Source organism: Candidatus Tectomicrobia bacterium (genome assembly GCA_016192135.1).
In the GTDB taxonomy this organism is placed as follows: Bacteria; UBA8248; UBA8248; order UBA8248; family UBA8248; genus 2-12-FULL-69-37.
The window spans coordinates 155,989-172,341 of record JACPUR010000041.1 but is presented as its reverse complement, the minus strand read 5'-3'; the positions used below and the strand labels follow the sequence as shown (position 1 = coordinate 172,341).

The following is a 16,353-nucleotide window of genomic DNA, read 5'->3' as shown; positions in this document are numbered from 1 at the left end:
TTCGGTTCGTCATGGCGGCCCGGAATCTTCCGTCTTATCCAGGAGGAGCGCATCCGTGAGCATCAAGGTCGGGGTTGTGGGCTTGGGCGTGATGGGAGGGGCCTTCGCGGGCCATCTGCTGGACGCGGGATATGAGGTGGCGGGCTATGATCCCGCCGAGGCGATGTACGGAAAGTTCCAGGGCAAGAAGCTCCGCCGCGCGGCCTCCCCGGCGGATGCGGCCCGGGGCGCGGACCTGGTGATGACCTCCCTGCCCAACTATACCTACGTCGAGAAGGCGGTGGAGGGGCCGGGCGGGGTGCTGGAGGGCATCGGCCGGGAGGCCGTCATCGCCGACATGAGCACGGTGCCGCCCAAGTTCGCCCGGGCGATGGCCGAGAAGGCGCAGGGGAAAGGCGTCGCTTGGCTCGACTGCCCGGTGAGCGGGGTGGGGAAGCAGGCGGCGGTGAAGGATCTGGTGGTCATGTCCTCGGGCCCGAAGGCGGCCTTCGAGAAGGTCAAGCCGGCCTTCGACGCCATCGGGAAAAAGACGGTCTACGTGGGCGAGCGGAACGGCATGGCCGCCCAGCTCAAGCTGGTGGTGAACCTCGTCCTGTTCATCAACATGGCGGGTGCCGCCGAGGGGCTCACCCTGGGCCTCAAGGCGGGCCTCCCCGCCGACGTCATGCTCGACACCCTCTGCTCCGGGGCGGCGGCCTCGAACGTGCTGCAGGTGCGGGGGAAGGACATGCTGGCAGGCAACTTCCCCCCTTCGGGCCCCATCACGATTGTGATGAAGGACATCGATTGCATCATCGGCTCGGCGAAGGATGCCAACTCCCCGACCCCCCTGATCGGGCTCCTGGAGCATCTCTACATGTCCCAGCGGAGCAAGGGCCGGGAGATGGAAGATGGAAGCTCCATCTTTCGCATTTACAAGGAGTTGGCGAACCTGTCTTGAGTAGGTTTATGAGGCTCTGACGGGGGCGGATCAAGCACGGCCGAAACCGATTCCTCGCCGGGCGGGGCCTCTTCCGGAAGAAAGCCTTCCAACAGCTTGGCGAGGTCGCCCTCCATCTTCCGGTGCTCTTCGGCCGCCGAGGAGGCGAGGGCCCGCATCCGGCGGATGAGGGAAGCCCTCTCCAACGGCCACTCGGCCCCATCCTCCCCCGTGGCGAGCCGCCGCTGCGCTCCGTCCAGGAGCTGGGCCCCTTCCGCGAGGAAGCGGGTCATCCTTCCTAACGCATCCCGGAGATCGAGAGTCTCGGCGGCGGCGCCGGATTCCTGCCCCGCCTTCAGCGAGCGGGTGAGGACGAGGGCGGCCTGGAGCGCCTCCTCCATCGCCGCGGCCGCGCGGGCCAGCGTGTCCTCCATTCCCCCAGGCCCGGGACCCGAGGCGTGCTCCTGCGCGAGCCAAGAGAGCTGCTCATGCAGGGAATCCCATTCCTGGCCCTGCTTCTGGGTCCAGGCCCTCATCCATTGGATCTGATGCGAGTGGCGGCGGGCCCAGGCCATCAGATCGGCGGGGAGGGCCCGGGCGGAGGCGGTGCGGGCGCCGGCGATATAAGGAAGGGTGCCGCCCGCCTTGGTCGCTTCGCGGAGGGCAGAGACCATGTCCCGCAGATCGGCCCGCTGGCGGGCAAGCTTCCAGGCCAGGACGGGGGCCAGAATCGCGGCAAATGCGAGGACGCCCCAGGCGATCAGGCGGGCATCGTGCGCGCCGAGGCGATCAAGCCCGAGGAGAAGGGAATCCACGGGAGGCGGGTTCTCCCGGGCGGCTCGGATAGGCGCGGCGGCGCGCACCACGGATTGGAACCGGACGCTGCGGTGAGGCGTTCATCGGCCTGCCGCGGCCTGGCGGATGATCTGGCGGAGTTCCTCGTCGTTCATGAGGCGGAGCTGATCGAAGGTGATGATGACGGAGGAGTCCTCGTCACCCCGCTCCCCCCACCACAGGCGGAAGCTGTCCTCGACATAGGTGAAGCGGATGTCCAGGTCGATGCCGGGAATGCTGCCAGACAGGATCTGGCTCAGCCTCTCGGCCAGCAAGCGGCCTTCCTGCCGGCGCCGCTGAACGTCGCTCAAACCCAAGGAAAACTCCTTCCGCCCAGGCAGCGGAACCTCACCCGCGCGATCCATCCGCGGTCAGGTTAGTGATCCATCCGGGGGGTGTCAAGAAGATGCGAGTCAAGGCCGGCTAGAGCGCCTGGAGCGCCTGGTTCAGCTTGCCCTCGATGAATTTCCGGTAGGCCAGATAGTGCGTCCCCTTTGCCCCCTGGGGGCAGAACCTTTCCCGGAAGGAGGCGGGAAGGAGGCAATCGCCGACGAATATGTAGTTCTTCGATTTCCGGCCGCGGGCCTCGTAGATGTAGGCGGCCGCATTGCGAAATAGGTCGGCGCCGTGGTCCGAGCTCGAGAAAGCGGCGCCCTCCATCTGGATGACGATGGCCTTCTTCCCGCCGGCGGTTTCCTCGGCCACGCAGCGGATCTCGGCGGGGTTCGTATCCTGGGCCAGTACCGTCTGGGTCATGTCTTCCACGCGGTAGCCTTCCCGGTTGGCTCCCCGGGGGCCGATGTAGCAGACGCCGAAGCCGGGAGGAGGGAGTCGCAGCTCGGCCCGGGCCGGTTCGCCAGCCAGGCGCTTGGCGGCGTTCTGCAGGAAGGCCGCCGCCTTGACGGCGTAAGGAAGCCACGATTTGGAGCTGAGGGCGACGAACATCGTCCCGCCCATCTCGTCCGAGACGTAGAGCCGGGCCTTGATGCCGTCGTCGCAGACGATGATCTGAATCGTATTGGGCTTCAGGTTCGCCGCCATGAGCTGCTGGGGGACGAGTTTCGACGGCGAGGAAGCCACCTTCATCTCGAAGCCCTGAAACTTCCCCGTCTCCCGCTTCTGATAGAAATCGTCGAAGGTGGGGAAGAACTCCGAGTGGATCTTCCCGCCGCCCCACGAGACGACGGAAACCATTCTCTCGCTCTGGAAGACGAACGAGCGCACCGTCCGCGGCGGGAGCGGCGTGCCGTAGAAGAACTCGGCCGCCTCGTGCACGAGCTGCTCGAAATCCACGAACATGGCGCGGTTGGAGACACCGGCCTTGCCGGAGGGAATCAGGACCTTGAAAGCCTCCCGGTAGTTGACTCCCTCGCGGGGAAGCGCCCGGAGGCAGATGCAGAGGGAGGAGGTCATGTCCGCCGGGTCGTGCGCCTCGCCGAAAACCTCGCCCCATGTCGTCTCATAGAGCACATTGAGGCGTACGATGCGCTCGCTCAGTTTCGGCTCGCAGAGGTTCAGGATGGCGAAGACCTTCTCGACCTGGGCCTCTCCGAGGAGCTGGGTGTTGGAGAGATGGCCCACGTCGATCCTGGGCAGGAAATCCCGCATCCCTCCCAGCATGTCCTGGAGATCCGCCACCGTCAGGGGGGCTTCCTTCGAAGCCAGGCTCACGTGGGTGCTGCGCGTCCATATCCCGTTGACCACGAGCCAGGCCAGCAGCGAGGCGAGGTTCTGCGACTGACGCAGGCGCTTCGCCGCGGAGGTGGGGCTGGAGAGTTCGGTGGGGGAGACGGCATCCCGGTACACCCGCCAGGTGGGGGACGTCCCCGGGGCACCCGCCGAAAAGCCGAACGTGAGATGGTCCTGATGCAGGCTGTCGTCGAAGATGCGCGGCAGGAAGTCGACCTTGTTTTCTTTCTTGGAGTAGAAGGTGAAAAGCTTTCGGCCCAGGACGGTGAGGTCGGTGGGATTGATCTGCACCTGGGACGTGGCGCCGGCCTGGGAAAGCCGCTTGTAGGAGTCGATGATGAAGCTGTTTACTTCCTTGCCCAGCGTGACGGACTGATCGAAAGGCCACTCCTTGAACTTGTTGAGGTGGAGAATTTTCTCATTCTCCCACCCCCAGCCCTCCACCAGGATGCCGAGCATGTCCTTCTTGGGCGACTTGGCCCGGGCGGGGTCGTTGACGCCGGCGATCTTCTCGCCGACCTTGAGATAGAAGCATTTCCGCAGAATGTCCTCGAGGTCCTCTTTCCCCTTCCTTCGGTAGTAGCCGAGGATGCGGTGGAACATGAGGAGGTAGCCGTCCAGTTCGAAGCGCTTCGGGTGTTCGTCCAGCAGGCAGTCGCCGCCGAGGCTGTCCAAGTCCCCCCTTTGCATGGGCTTGGAGGCGATCTCACCGATAGCCTCCTTCAGGCGGTCGCACAGCAGGACAGGATCCGTCTCCGGGTCCATGTAGTCCTCGATCAGCCCCATCTTCATGGCCGACTTGAACGGGCTGCCAAGTGCCTTGTTGAGCTGCCACAGCGCCGCCCCGAAGGCTTCCTCCATCGAGATCCGCTGGGCATTGCCGAGATCGATGTATTTCCGGGTTTCGAGCTGGTAATCCTTCTTGGCCAGATCGCGCAGCCGCTCGTATTCCTCGTCCGAGACCTGGGGCGGCATGAGGACCCACAGGGGCGGATACCCGGCGAGGACGGTGTGCGTGCGGAAGAACTCCTCCTTGAGGAGCTTCCCCAGTGCGGAGCCCGCGCTCTCGGAGTCGGACGCGCCGAAGTGATTGTTGCGTGCCTCTGTGATGTCGGTGATGAAGAAGTGGGACTCGAAATGGTTCTTCTTCTCGGCCCACTCCTCGATCTCCTTCAGCCTGAAGGCGAGGGCCTCCAGGGCCTCAGGCGTGAATTCGGGCTTGTTCACGCACACCCAGATGTCGAAGTCGCTCTTGGGCGTGTGGGCGATGGTGGCAAGGCTGCCCATGGAGGCGAGCGAATAGATGATCCGCTCCTTGGCCTGCCGGGGACGAACGGCCTGGGGGGTCAGCTTGGAGCTGGGGAAGTGCCGCTGAAGAAGCCGGAAGACCTCGGCGCCGATCTGGTAGTCGGCGATGCCGCCGTGGTGACGCTCATCCTCAGGGACGAAGCCGGGGAGCCCTTCCACGTTCAGGTGGACGAGGGCGGGGAGTATCTGGAAGATTTCCTGGTCCAGATCGCGGATCTTGGCGAGGATGGTGGCGATCTTGCGCTTATTGAAGTCCGCGAAACCCTTGGCGCGGATCTTCATCGCCTGGACGATCAGCTGATCGGGCCCCTTGATTTCGGAGGATGGCTGACCGCTGTCCTCGACCTCGTAGCCCACGAGGTCTTCTTCCTCGCGCTTTCCAAAGAGGTTCTTGAAGATCACGATCGCCTCTTCCGCGCGGGGCGAGCCCATGATGGGCACCGGCCTGAAATTGCCCGCTCCGCCCGCTATCCCCGGGGCGAAGCCGATAGGTGGCGACTCATCACCTCCAAGGGAGGACGTTTCCGGCGAAGGGGATGGTCCGGCACGCACATCCGGCGGTCAGCCTCCCCCGCATTTGCGACTGAGCCTAATTCTTACCACAAATTCTGAAAAAATAAAAGCGGACCAATCCCTAGATGGCTTCCCAGCGGCCGCTCTTGGCACGCCTCCGGCGGCCGAAATCCTCCATCTCCCGGACCCAAGCGCCCGGAAATACAGGGCCATCCACGCACACCCGCCAGCCAGAACAGGTGCACTGGCCGCAGAGACCGACGGCGCATTTCATGTAGCGCTCGATCGCGAGGTAGGTCCGTTCGGGGGGCAGGAGGTCCAGGCAGGCGGCCATCATCCGCTCGGGGCCGCAGATGGCGTAGGCGGAGGCCTCGACGGGCAGGAGCGCGGTGACGAGGCCGCGGGTGCCGAGCGAGCCGTCCTCGGTGGCGACGTGGACGGGCCCCAGCCGGCGGAACTCCTCAAGGAAAAGGATCTCCTCGGCCGTGCGGCCGCCCAGGATGAAGGTGGGTTTCTCGCAGGCGAGAGCCAGGAGCCTCAGTTCCGCAATTCCCACGCCCCCCCCGATCAGGGCCGGGCGCTCCAGGGGAGGGTAGCCCTTCCCGAGGGGCCCTCGGAGGCCCACCGAATCCCCTGGCTCAAGGGCTGTCAGGCGTTCGGTGAAAACGCCCGCCCGCTTCACCGTGATCGCGTTGGGATAGGAAAGGGTGAAGGGCTTCTCCCCCACCCGGGGCAGCCAGACCATCATGAACTGGCCGGGCGCGCAGGGGATCTCCTTGTCGAAGAAGAGCGTGCGGGTCCAGGGGCTCTCCCGGCGGTTCTCCAGGATGCGGACCATCTCAGGCATGGGTGAGGTCCGGGGCGGAAAGGCCGTGGGCGGCGCCCACCAGGTCGGGGAAGGAAAGGCCGTCCAGATAGGCCAGAACGCCCTCCCAGATGGCGCGGGTCAGCGCGGCGGATTCATGGGTACCCTTTCCCAGGAACGCGGTGCCGATGCCGAGCACGCAGGCGCCCGCCATCGTGTACTCGACGGCGTCCCGCCAGGCGGCGATGCCGCCGTAGGCGATGATGGGGCACTGGAAGCGCGCGTAGGCCTCGTAGGTCATCCGCAGGTTGATGGGCTTGAGGGCGGGGCCGCTCACCCCTCCGGTCGTGCCCGCCAGGATGGGCTGGCGGGAGGTGAGGTCGATGGCGAGGCCGGGCCCCAGGGTATTGCCGCAGCCGAGGGCGTCCGCCCCGGCGGCGAGGCAGGCCTCGGCCACGGCCAGATAGTCGCTGTTGGGGGAGAGCTTGGCGACGATAGGCTTCTCGCACGCGGCCCGCACGAGACGGATCACTTCCCCCGAGAGCGAGGGAACCTGGCCGATACTCTCCATGATGGTGCGCTCGCCGGGCACCTTGTTCGGGCAGCCGAGGTTCACCTCGAGGGCGTCGGCGAAGGGCGCCATCCGCTCCGCCACCTGAGCGAACTCCTCGGGCGTGCCTCCGTAGATGGAGACGATGAGGCGCGAGCGCTCCAGGCGCAGGGTGGAGAGGTCCTTCTCCCAGTCATCGGGGCTCTGGGTGGGAAGCGCCAGGGAATTGAGGACCGGCGCATCCTTCTCCTCGCTGTACACCACGACCGGGTTCTCGTTCCCCGCCTTCTCCACCGGCCCGACGGACTTGGTGACGTAGCCCCCGAGGCAGGCCCCGGCCTTCTCGAACGCCCGAAACACCTCGGGATAGCTCAAAATGCCGCTCGCATTGACCAGCGGCGGGTGGATGGGGGGAAGCGGTTTCAAGCTGGAAAACCTCACCATGGGGCGAGCCTTCGCTTCAGTATACGGGTCCCGCCCTTCGCGTGCCAAGGCGGTCCCGCATGCATCGGGTCTTAAATACCCTCTGAAATCAATAAGATCAATCCGCCGCTCATCCAATCGTTCCTTGAAATAAGACCCGGGCCGGAGTATTTTGCAGGCGGTGGCGGCAAGGCAAGATAGAAATTGTTAAGATTCAGGCGCAGTGCAGGGAAGTCGGGGTTCGGATGGTGGATGCTGATTTTTTTGACAGCCATATCCCTTCGCAGCAAGAGCGGCGCCCGGCGGGGCGCCCGGAGAGCCGCGGCCGGTGATTGAAGTTTCGGTCATTGCCTACCTGATTTCCGCAATCGCCCACCTGTACAACCTTCTCACGGCGGGCAAACTGCCCGGCTGGGCCGCCGTCGGTCCCCTGCTCATCGGCTTCGTCTTCCACACTGTGATGCTGGGCTACAGCGGGATGGCCGGGCAATCGCGGGGCCTGTGGGTATGGCTGAACGCCGCCGCCTGGTTCCTCGCGCTGCTCTACCTCTTTGTGTACGCCCGCTACCGGGAGATGGCCTTGGGCGGGTTCGCCGTGCCGGCCGTCTTCGTGCTGGCCGGCTACTCCGCCGCCCTGTGGGAGGTTTCGGGGACGGGCTCTCTCGAGATGCAGGGCTTCCTCCTCAAGAGCCACGCCTTCCTGGCCCTGCTGAGCGCGTGCTGCTTCTTTTTGCTGTTCGCCTCCGCCTTGATGTACGTCGTCCAGGCCCGCCAGCTGAAGTCGCGGCGGCCGGGAGCGTGGCTCCACCGGCTCCCCCCCCTCGATGTGCTGGACGACCTCAACCACAAGATTCTCTATTTCGGCTTCACCTTCCTGACCGCGAGCCTGCTGCTGGGCTCGATGTGGGCGCAGTCCAAGCACGACGCCTTCTGGGCGTTCGACCCGCTGAAGACCTGGCCGCTCGTCCTCATCTGGCTCGGGTACGGCCTGCTGCTCGTGTGCCGCATGACCCGGAGCTGGAAGGGCAAGCGCTCCGCCTTTTTCTCGATGGGAGCCTTCGTAGCCGTGGTGCTCGCCATCGTCATCCACCTCTGAGGGCTCGCCCGATGCCTATCATCCTGGCCGGCGTGAGCCACCACCGCACTCCCCTGGAGGTGCGCGAGCGGTTCTTCTTCGCCCCGGAGGCCGTGCCTCAGTGGCTCGACCACCTGGCCGGCTACAACAGCCTCCAGGAGCGCCTCATCCTCTCCACGTGCAACCGCGTCGAGGTCTATAGCTGCGCCGACAGCTTCGAGGATGGGGTGGGCGCCATCCGCAGCTTCCTCGCCGAGACGCGCGACATCGGCGCCGACATCCTCGGGAGCCATCTCTACGTCCTGCGCGACGAGGAGGCCATGCGGCATCTTTTCCTCGTCGCCTCCAGCCTGGATTCCATGGTGGTGGGCGAGCCCCAGATCCTGGGGCAGGTGAAGGAGGCCTACCGCCTCGCCCAGGAGAGCGGCCACGCCGGCAAGAACCTCGCCAGCCTCTTCTCGCGCGCCTTCCAGGTGGCAAAGAGGGTGCGCGAGCGCACGGCCATCGGAGAGTCGCCGGTTTCGGTCAGCTCGGTGGCCGTGGACTTGGCGAAGAAAATCTTCGGCGCACTGGAGGGCCGCACCGTGCTCGTCATCGGCGCGGGGGAGATGGCCGAGCTGGCCGCGCGCCACCTCTCGGCCCAAGGCGCCGCTTCCATCCTCGTCGCCAACCGCACCTTCGCCCGCGCCCAGGAGCTCGCGCAGTCCCTCGGCGGACGGGCGGTGGACTACCGGAACCTGACCGAGGAGCTCGCCTCCGCCGACATCGTCGTCGCCTCGACGGGCGCCCCGCACGCCGTCCTCGATCGCGAGCGGGTGGCCGCGGTGCTCGATCGGCGGAAGGACCGGCCCATGTTCCTCATCGACATCGCCGTCCCGCGCGACGTGGAACCGCAGGTGAACGACCTCGAGAACGTCTACGTCTACGACATCGACGACCTGCAGGCGGTGGTTTCGGCGAACATGAAGGGCCGCGAGGCGGAGGCCGAGCAGGCCCGCCTCATCGTGGAGGACGAGCTCAACGCCTTCCTCCGGCGCCGGAAGGCGGAGGAGCTCTCCTGCACCTTCGCCGCCATCCGCGTCCAGGCCGAGGCCTTCCGCGAGGGGGAGCTGGCCAAGACCCTGGGCCGGCTGCCCGCGCTGGACGAGAAGCAGCGCCAGGCCCTGGACGCCATGACCCGGGCCATCGTGAACAAGCTCCTCCACCATCCCTTCGCCCACTTGCGGGAGCTGTCCGCCGGGCCGGTGGACGAGAAAACGGTCGAGCTCATCCGGCGCCTCTTCGGCGTAAGGGTCGAGGAGCCGGAACTTCCTCCTCCCGGCAAGGACGACGAGGCGTGACGGCGCGTTTGTCTTCCCTCCGCCTGGGGACGCGGGGCAGCACCCTGGCCCTCGCCCAGGCCCGCCAGATGGCCGCCCGCCTGCGGGAGCTTCACCCCGGCTTGGAGGTCGAGGAGATCATCATCCGCACCAAGGGAGACGAGGTGCTGGATTCCCCCCTCTACCAGGTGGGCGGGAAAGGGCTCTTCGTGAAGGAGATCGAGGAGGCCCTCCTCGACGGGCGCATCGACCTCGCCGTCCATAGCCTGAAGGATCTGCCCAGCGAGCTTCCGCCGGGGCTCGTCCTGGGCGTGGTCCCCGAGCGGGAGGAGCCCTGGGACGTGCTGATCTCGCGCGGCGGAGAGTCCATACGAAACCTCGCCCCCGGCAGCAAGGTCGGCACGAGCAGCCTCCGGCGCAGGGCGCAGCTCCTCCGCTACCGGAAGGACCTCCAGATCCTCGACATGCGCGGCAACGTGGACACCCGCCTCCGCAAGGTGGAGCAGGGGGTGGTGGACGCCGCCATCCTGGCCGCCGCAGGCCTGAACCGGCTGGGCCGGGGGGACCGGGCCACCGAGGTGCTCGCACCCGAGCTCATGCTCCCGGCCGTCGCGCAGGGGGCGCTCGGGATCGAGGCCCGGGAGGGCGACGCCCGAACCCTGGGCCTCCTCGCCCCCCTGGAGCACCTCCCAACGCGCCAAGCCGTCGAGGCCGAGCGGGCGGTCATGGCCCGTCTGGAGGGAGGCTGCAAGGTGCCCCTCGCCGCCTTCGCCGAGCCCCGCCGGGGCCGGCTGCACCTCCGGGCTCTGGTCGCGAGCCTGGACGGCACGCGCATCGCCGAGGCCGAAGGCGAGGGCGGCCCGGAGGAGGCCGTCGCTCTCGGCGACGAGGTGGCGCGCCGAATCGTGGCCTCCGGGGGCCGGGAGATTCTCGATGAAATCCGCGTTGCCTGAGGCCGGCAAGCGGCCCCTCGCGGGGCGGCGCATCGTCGTCACCCGGCCCGCCGGGCAGGCGGGCTCCTTCGCCTCCCTCCTGGAAGAGATGGGGGCCGAGCCGGTGGTCGCGCCCCTGGTCGAGATCGGCCCGCCCGAGGACTGGGCGCCCCTGGACGCCGCCATCGGCCGCCTGAATTGCTACCACTGGGTCATCTTCACGAGCGCCAATGGTGTGATCTATTTCGCGGAGCGCCTCGCCGCGGCGGGGAAGGACGCGGGCGCCGTGCCCTCCCGAAGCCGCATCATGGCCATAGGGCCCGCCACGGCGAAGGCGGTGGAGGCCTCCCTCTGCCGCCGGGCGGACGCCATGCCCGCCCAGTTCGTGGCCGAGGGCATCCTGGCGCTCCTGAACGGGGAGGACATGCGCGGGAAGCGCGTCCTCATCCCCCGGGCGGCCGAGGCGCGCGAGATTCTTCCCGACACCCTCAGGGAGCGGGGGGCAGAAGTGGACGTGGTCCACGCCTACCGGACTCTCCCGGCGCCCCCCGAGGCCTCCGAATCCCTGCGCCGCGAGCTGGCCGGGGGCCGGATCGACATGGTGGCCTTCACCAGCTCCTCCACCGTCTGGAGCTTCGCCCGGGCCCTCGGGAGCGCCTTCCTGCGCGAGCACCGGGGGCGCTTCAAGGTCGCCTCCATCGGCCCCGTCACGACCGGGACGGCACGGGAGTTGGGCCTCGATCCCGAGGTGGAGGCTGGGGAGTCCACGACGCCCGGGCTGGCCGGGGCCATCGCCGCCTTCTACGCGGGGGGCACCGCCAGGTAGCGGAAATCGAGTAAAATGGGGCCAGGCCCTCGGAGCCCTTTGAAGGAGGCAGGGAAATGAAGCCAGGCAACGTGCTGCTGGCCCAGGTGCGCGAGGACGTGACCGGCCGCACCCGGCGTACCCGGGAGACGGCCACCCTGCGCCGGATGGTGCGCGAGACGCGCCTCTCGGCGGACAACCTGGTCTATCCCATGTTCGTGGTCGAGGGCCGGGGGGTGAAGCAGGAGATATCCTCCATGCCGGGGCAGTACCAGCTCTCAGTGGACAAGCTGGTGGAGGAGTGCCGCGAAGTGGCCTCGCTCGGCATCCCGGGGATCATCCTCTTCGGCATCCCCGCCCACAAGGACGACGCGGCCTCGGAGGCCTACGCCGAGAAGGGGGTGATCCAGCAGGCGGTGCGCGCGGTGAAGGACGCCCTGCCCGATCTCTGCGTCATCACCGATGTGTGCCTGTGCGAGTACATGGACCACGGCCACTGCGGCGTGGTGGAGGAAGGGAGGGTGCTGAACGACCCGACCCTCGAGCTCCTCGAGCGCACCGCGGTGAGCCACGCCCAGGCGGGGGCCGACATGATAGCCCCCTCGGACATGATGGACGGCCGCGTGGGGGCCATCCGCCGGGCCCTCGACCGGGCGGGCTTCACCCAGACCCCCGTCATGGCTTACTCGGCCAAGTTCGCGAGCGCCTTCTACGGGCCCTTCCGGGTGGCGGCCGAGAGCGCCCCCGCCTTCGGGGACCGCAGCTCCTATCAGATGGACCCCGCGAACGGGCGCGAGGCCCAGCGCGAGATCGACCTCGACATCGCCGAAGGCGCCGACATCGTCATGGTGAAGCCGGCGCTGGTCTATCTCGACGTGCTTGCCCGGGCCCGGGACCGCGTGGACCTCCCCTTGGCCGCTTACAACGTCTCGGGCGAGTACGCCATGCTCGTGGCCGCCTGCCGGAACGGCTGGCTGGACCCCGAGCGGGCCTTCATGGAGACGCTGACCGCCATCCGGCGCGCGGGGGCCGACCTCATCCTCACCTACTACGCCAAGGACGCTGCCCGGCGCTTGCGGGGGGATATGAAGACGCCCCTGTCCTTCATGTGAGGGATGTCCGCCGGATGAGGCGGCGCTTGCGGCCCGCCCGGGGCGAAGGTATCGTCTTTTCTTAGCAGAGCGTCTCCAACCCTTTCTCACGACCCGGAATAGAGGGAATTTGCCATGCCTTCCGACGAGATCGTCTTCCTGGGCGGGGCGCGGACCCCGTTCGGCACCTTCCTGGGCACCCTGCGCGAGCTGACGGCCACCGAGCTGGGGGCGCTCGCCGGCCGGGAGGCCATGAAGCGCGCGGGCGTCGAGCCCGGGATGATCGACCACACCATCGTGGGGAACGTCATCCAGTCGGCGGCGGACGGGATCTACATCGGTCGCCACGTGGCCCTTTCGGCGGGCGTCCCGGTCGAGAAGCCCGGCTACTGCGTGAACCGGATGTGCGCCTCGGGCTTCCAGGCGGTGGTGAGCGGGGCAAAGGAGATCCTGACGGGGGACGCCCAGTTCGTCCTGGCCGTGGGGACCGAGAACATGAGCCTGACCCCGCACCTCATCCGCAACAGCCGGACGGGCATCGGGCTCTTTCAGGCCCCGATGGAGGACGGCCTCTACAACGCCCTCACCGACCGTCGCGCCAACGTGCCCATGGGAATCACGGCGGAAAACCTGGCGGAAAAGTATGACCTCCACCGGGAGGCCATCGACGCCTTCGCCGCCCTCAGCCAGAAGCGGGCCATGGAGGCCTGGGAGAGCGGACGGCTTGCGGAGGAGTGCTTCCCGGTCGAGGTGAAGCAGAAGCGCAAGGCCGTCCTCTTCGAGCGGGACGAGCACATCCGGGCGGACAGCACGGAGGAGTCCCTCGCCAAGCTCCGCCCCGTCTTCAAGGAGGGGGGCGTCGTGACCGCCGGGAACGCGAGCGGGATTAACGACGGCGCCGCCGCGCTCGTGGTCGCCTCCCGGGGAGCGGCCGAGAAGCGGGGCTTGAAGCCCATCGGGCGGCTCGTCGCATGGGGCGTCTCGGGCTGCCAGCCCGAGATCATGGGCATCGGACCGGCCGAGAGCAGCCGCATCGCGCTTCGTAAGGCGGGCCTCACGCTCCAGGACATGGACCTGGTCGAGATCAACGAGGCCTTCTCGGCCCAGTATCTGGCCGTGGAGAAGGAGCTGGGTCTCGATCGCTCCAAGACCAACGTGAACGGCGGGGCCATCGCCATCGGCCACCCGGTCGGGGCGAGCGGAGCGCGGCTGACCCTGACGCTGCTCCATGAGCTCCGCCGCCGGAAGGCCCGGTACGGCTTGGCCGGGGCCTGCATCGGGGGCGGGATGGGACTCTCGATCATCGTCGAGGCCCTCAAAAACTAGCGGAAAATGCGATTATTGTTCCATCTGACATTTTCCTGATTAACCCATTGCGTAATGGGCATTTCTTTCTCTTGGCCTCCGGGGCGGAATCTGAAACTTAAAGTAAAGGTTGAGGATCGCCGATGAGCTTCGAGTGCATTCTCTACGAGGTCGAGGGCGGGGTAGCCACCCTGACCTTCAGCCGGCCCGAGGTCCTGAACGCCTTGAACGCCCAGGCGGTGGAGGAGCTGGGGAAGGCCGTCGCCCAGGCGGGCGCCGACCCGAAGGTGAAGGCGCTCATTCTGACCGGGGCCGGGACCAAGGCCTTCGTCGCGGGGGCGGACATCCGCCTCCTCGCCCAGCAGGATGTCCCGGGCGGGCGCGCTCTCTCCCAGAAGGGCCAGGGGGTGCTCCGGCGCCTGGAGACCTTGGGGAAGCCCTCCATCGCCGCCGTGAACGGCTTCGCCCTGGGTGGGGGCTGCGAGGTGGCCCTGGCCTGCACCATCCGCTATGCCGCGGCCAGTGCCCGCTTCGGGCAGCCCGAGATTAACTTGGGCATCATGCCGGGCTACGGGGCCACCCAGCGCCTCGCCCGGCTCGCGGGGCTGGGCCGGGCGCTCGAGATCATCCTGACGGGGGACATGATTCCGGCCGAGGAGGCCCTGCGCATCGGCCTCGTGAACAAGGTGGTCCCGGATGACAAGCTGATGGACGAGGTGCGTGCCCTGGCGCGGAAGATCGCCCAGAAGAGCGCTCCGGCGGTGGAGCTCATCCTTCGTGCCGTCCACGGCGGGCTGGAGGGGGGGATGGAAGCGGGCCTCGCGCTCGAGAGCGATCTCTTCGGCCTTTGCTTTACCCGCCACGACGCCAAGGAGGGCCTCCGGGCCTTTTTGGAGAAACGGAATGCCCGCTTCGAGGACCGCTAGAGAGAAAGGAATGGCGTCCGGCGCGAAGGCGAGGACGAACGGCCGGAGCCTTCCGGGATCGAGCGTCCCCCTCAAGCTCCACAAGACGCGGAAGGAGGCGGAACTCGAGCGCATCCACCGGTGGATGGAGAAGAACCTCCCTCCTCCCGGCACGCCGGAGTGGGAGGCCCTGTGCACCCACTGCGGCAAGTGCTGTTACGACAAGGTATGGAAGGGCAAGCGCCTGCTCCTTCTCAAGAGCCCCTGCGGCTTCCTGGACACCGGGAACAACCGCTGCACCTGCTATCCGGACCGCTTCGAGCGCGAGCCTCTCTGCATGCCCATCGGTCCCGAGATTATCGAGATGGGCGGCCTGCCCGAGGACTGCCCCTACGTGCAGGGCCTGCCGGGCTACCGGGGCCCCATCGAAGTGAACAAGACCCTCGACGAGTGCTAATCCTCCACACCGGCTTCCTCCGTCCCCTGTTCCCCCCGAAGCCCGCCGCGGCGGGCGCGCCGGCATCGGACTGGCTCCGCGCGCTCTCGGAGGCGCAGGCCGGGGCACTCCTGCTCGACCGCGAGATTCCCGCCTGGGCCTGGCCCGGGATCGAGAACGCCCTCAGGCCCCCCGGCGGCTCTTTTCTGGCCTGGGCGATGCACCCGCCCGCCTTCCGCCTGCCCGGCGCCCCTGCCGCCCCGCCAGAAGGGTATCCGCTCGCCTCCCTGGACAAGGAGGCGCGCCAGACGGCCCTGCGCGCCCACCTCGATTGCCTTCCTTTGGCCGAGCGCCTGGAGTGCCGCCTGTGGGTGCTCCGCCTCGGCCGGGTCGAGATGGATGACCCCATGCCGGAGCTGGCCGATCTCTTCCGGCGGGAGCGGCTCCCGGAGAGCGAGGAGGGCATCGAGCGGGGGAAGGCGATTCTGGCCGATCGCGCCGCCCGGGCGGGGAAGATCGCCGGCGCCGCCCGCTGGAGCCTGGAAAAGCTCTTCAAGCCCGCCGAGCGCCAGGGCCTTGCGCTGTGCCTGGAAACCGCCTGGGACGTGAGGGGCTATCCCACGTATCGGGAAGCGCGGGAGCTTCTGGAGGAATTCGCCGGGGCCCCCCTCGGCTGGTGGCACAACGCGGGGCACGCCTCGGCTCACGCCCAGCTCGGTCTCGCCCAGGAATCCACCATCCTCGAACGCCTCGGGCCCTGGATGAGGGGTGGCACCTTCCACGGCGCGCGGGGGGCGCTCGACCACCTGCCGCCGGAGGAGGGGGTTGGCGATCTGCGCTCCCTCGCCGGGAAAACCCCGGCGGGTCTCCCCTGGGCCGTGGACGTGCGCCGGCGCCGCGCCGGGGGCCGCCCCTCCGCCGGGCAGGCGGACCGCGAGGCCTGGGCTCGCGAGAAGGAGCGGCAAGGCCGGAAGGGCCTCTCGGCCTCCCCGGCCCCGGAAGAGGAGGAAACCCTCCCGGCCGCGCCGGGCCTGGTGCGCGAGGTGATGGAAGGCTTGGCCGGGATGGGGTTCTGAAAACGGCGCAGGCGGGGGAATAATTCTTTCTCTCATTTTGCTATAATGAATATCTGAACGTCCGCCAAAGCGGCGGAGAAGGGAGGATCATGCGTCCAGCCAACGAGTTCCTGAGAAAACCGCCCGGCCCCATGTTCGGCTTCTGGTCGTGGCGGTACCTGAACCTGATCAAGACGATCAAGCTGGTGAGGAGCAAGCGGGTGAAGGAGTTCTATGAAAAATTTCCCTCCGTCTTCCCGCCGGGGGAGCGCTTCCCCGACTTCGCACTGAGGGACATCCACGGCAACACGCACCGGATGGCGGATTACCTGGGGAAGAAATACCTCGTCATCACGACCGGGGCCATCACCTGACCGCCCTACCGGCGG

16 protein-coding genes are annotated in these 16,353 nt (G+C 67.6%); 11 read left to right on the top strand and 5 right to left on the bottom strand.

Annotated features, from left to right (window positions below):
• The first annotated feature begins 55 nt into the window (after positions 1 to 55).
• Positions 56 to 940 (top strand): NAD(P)-dependent oxidoreductase, encoded by an 885-nt coding sequence (locus HYZ11_18290; protein MBI3129562.1) that lies wholly within the window; start codon positions 56 to 58, stop codon positions 938 to 940.
• Here the strand turns inward: HYZ11_18290 and HYZ11_18285 are convergent.
• The 5 genes from HYZ11_18285 to HYZ11_18265 all read right to left on the bottom strand — a co-directional run bounded on the left by HYZ11_18285 (position 913) and on the right by HYZ11_18265 (position 7,044).
• On the bottom strand, positions 913 to 1,734 hold the full coding sequence (locus tag HYZ11_18285) for a hypothetical protein (GenBank protein ID MBI3129561.1): 822 nt from the start codon (positions 1,732 to 1,734) through the stop codon (positions 913 to 915). The two genes, HYZ11_18290 and HYZ11_18285, sit on opposite strands and share 28 nt — an antisense overlap.
• A gap of 81 nt (positions 1,735 to 1,815) precedes the next feature.
• Positions 1,816 to 2,064: a hypothetical protein gene (locus HYZ11_18280; protein ID MBI3129560.1), complete on the bottom strand. Its 249-nt coding sequence runs from the start codon at positions 2,062 to 2,064 to the stop codon at positions 1,816 to 1,818.
• Positions 2,065 to 2,176: 112 nt separating this feature from the next.
• The gene (locus HYZ11_18275) at positions 2,177 to 5,152 is read right to left on the bottom strand and encodes a class I adenylate cyclase (protein ID MBI3129559.1); all 2,976 of its coding nucleotides are present in this window, start codon (positions 5,150 to 5,152) and stop codon (positions 2,177 to 2,179) included.
• Between the two features lie 232 nt (positions 5,153 to 5,384).
• Positions 5,385 to 6,110: a dihydroorotate dehydrogenase electron transfer subunit gene (locus tag HYZ11_18270; protein MBI3129558.1), complete on the bottom strand. Its 726-nt coding sequence runs from the start codon at positions 6,108 to 6,110 to the stop codon at positions 5,385 to 5,387.
• On the bottom strand, positions 6,103 to 7,044 hold the full coding sequence (locus HYZ11_18265) for a tRNA-dihydrouridine synthase (protein ID MBI3129557.1): 942 nt from the start codon (positions 7,042 to 7,044) through the stop codon (positions 6,103 to 6,105). The genes HYZ11_18270 and HYZ11_18265 overlap by 8 nt, the downstream gene beginning before the upstream one ends.
• Before the next feature lie 325 nt (positions 7,045 to 7,369).
• Between HYZ11_18265 and ccsA the strand changes: the two genes are divergently transcribed.
• The 10 genes from ccsA (at position 7,370) to HYZ11_18215 (ending at position 16,338) form a co-directional block, all read left to right on the top strand.
• Positions 7,370 to 8,137 carry a cytochrome c biogenesis protein CcsA gene (ccsA, locus tag HYZ11_18260; protein ID MBI3129556.1) on the top strand — a complete coding sequence of 256 codons (768 nt, stop codon included), beginning with the start codon at positions 7,370 to 7,372 and terminating at the stop codon, positions 8,135 to 8,137.
• Positions 8,138 to 8,148: 11 nt separating this feature from the next.
• Positions 8,149 to 9,456, top strand: a complete 1,308-nt coding sequence (locus HYZ11_18255; protein MBI3129555.1) for a glutamyl-tRNA reductase — start codon at positions 8,149 to 8,151, stop codon at positions 9,454 to 9,456.
• 8 nt (positions 9,457 to 9,464) lie between these two features.
• Positions 9,465 to 10,388, top strand: a complete 924-nt coding sequence (gene hemC, locus HYZ11_18250; protein ID MBI3129554.1) for a hydroxymethylbilane synthase — start codon at positions 9,465 to 9,467, stop codon at positions 10,386 to 10,388.
• Positions 10,369 to 11,193: a uroporphyrinogen-III synthase gene (locus tag HYZ11_18245; GenBank protein ID MBI3129553.1), complete on the top strand. Its 825-nt coding sequence runs from the start codon at positions 10,369 to 10,371 to the stop codon at positions 11,191 to 11,193. Before hemC ends, HYZ11_18245 begins: the two co-directional genes overlap by 20 nt.
• Before the next feature lie 56 nt (positions 11,194 to 11,249).
• Positions 11,250 to 12,284 (top strand): porphobilinogen synthase, encoded by a 1,035-nt coding sequence (gene hemB / locus HYZ11_18240; protein MBI3129552.1) that lies wholly within the window; start codon positions 11,250 to 11,252, stop codon positions 12,282 to 12,284.
• A gap of 114 nt (positions 12,285 to 12,398) precedes the next feature.
• Positions 12,399 to 13,589, top strand: a complete 1,191-nt coding sequence (locus HYZ11_18235) for an acetyl-CoA C-acetyltransferase (GenBank protein MBI3129551.1) — start codon at positions 12,399 to 12,401, stop codon at positions 13,587 to 13,589.
• A 122-nt stretch (positions 13,590 to 13,711) separates the two neighbouring features.
• Positions 13,712 to 14,494: an enoyl-CoA hydratase/isomerase family protein gene (locus HYZ11_18230; protein MBI3129550.1), complete on the top strand. Its 783-nt coding sequence runs from the start codon at positions 13,712 to 13,714 to the stop codon at positions 14,492 to 14,494.
• A 10-nt stretch (positions 14,495 to 14,504) separates the two neighbouring features.
• Positions 14,505 to 14,930: a hypothetical protein gene (locus HYZ11_18225; GenBank protein MBI3129549.1), complete on the top strand. Its 426-nt coding sequence runs from the start codon at positions 14,505 to 14,507 to the stop codon at positions 14,928 to 14,930.
• Positions 14,924 to 15,985 carry a hypothetical protein gene (locus tag HYZ11_18220; GenBank protein ID MBI3129548.1) on the top strand — a complete coding sequence of 354 codons (1,062 nt, stop codon included), beginning with the start codon at positions 14,924 to 14,926 and terminating at the stop codon, positions 15,983 to 15,985. Before HYZ11_18225 ends, HYZ11_18220 begins: the two co-directional genes overlap by 7 nt.
• Positions 15,986 to 16,074: 89 nt before the next feature.
• Complete coding sequence (locus HYZ11_18215) at positions 16,075 to 16,338, top strand: hypothetical protein (protein MBI3129547.1); 264 nt, start codon at positions 16,075 to 16,077, stop codon at positions 16,336 to 16,338.
• Positions 16,339 to 16,353: the final 15 nt, after the last annotated feature.

Coding starts and splice junctions, on each gene's coding strand:
- HYZ11_18270 (MBI3129558.1), bottom strand. CDS start 6,110: ATGCCTGAGATGGTCCGCATCCTGGAGAACCGCCGGGAGAGCCCCTGG.
- HYZ11_18255 (MBI3129555.1), top strand. CDS start 8,149: ATGCCTATCATCCTGGCCGGCGTGAGCCACCACCGCACTCCCCTGGAG.
- HYZ11_18245 (MBI3129553.1), top strand. CDS start 10,369: ATGAAATCCGCGTTGCCTGAGGCCGGCAAGCGGCCCCTCGCGGGGCGG.
- hemB (MBI3129552.1), top strand. CDS start 11,250: ATGAAGCCAGGCAACGTGCTGCTGGCCCAGGTGCGCGAGGACGTGACC.
- HYZ11_18235 (MBI3129551.1), top strand. CDS start 12,399: ATGCCTTCCGACGAGATCGTCTTCCTGGGCGGGGCGCGGACCCCGTTC.
- HYZ11_18230 (MBI3129550.1), top strand. CDS start 13,712: ATGAGCTTCGAGTGCATTCTCTACGAGGTCGAGGGCGGGGTAGCCACC.
- HYZ11_18225 (MBI3129549.1), top strand. CDS start 14,505: ATGGCGTCCGGCGCGAAGGCGAGGACGAACGGCCGGAGCCTTCCGGGA.
- HYZ11_18215 (MBI3129547.1), top strand. CDS start 16,075: ATGCGTCCAGCCAACGAGTTCCTGAGAAAACCGCCCGGCCCCATGTTC.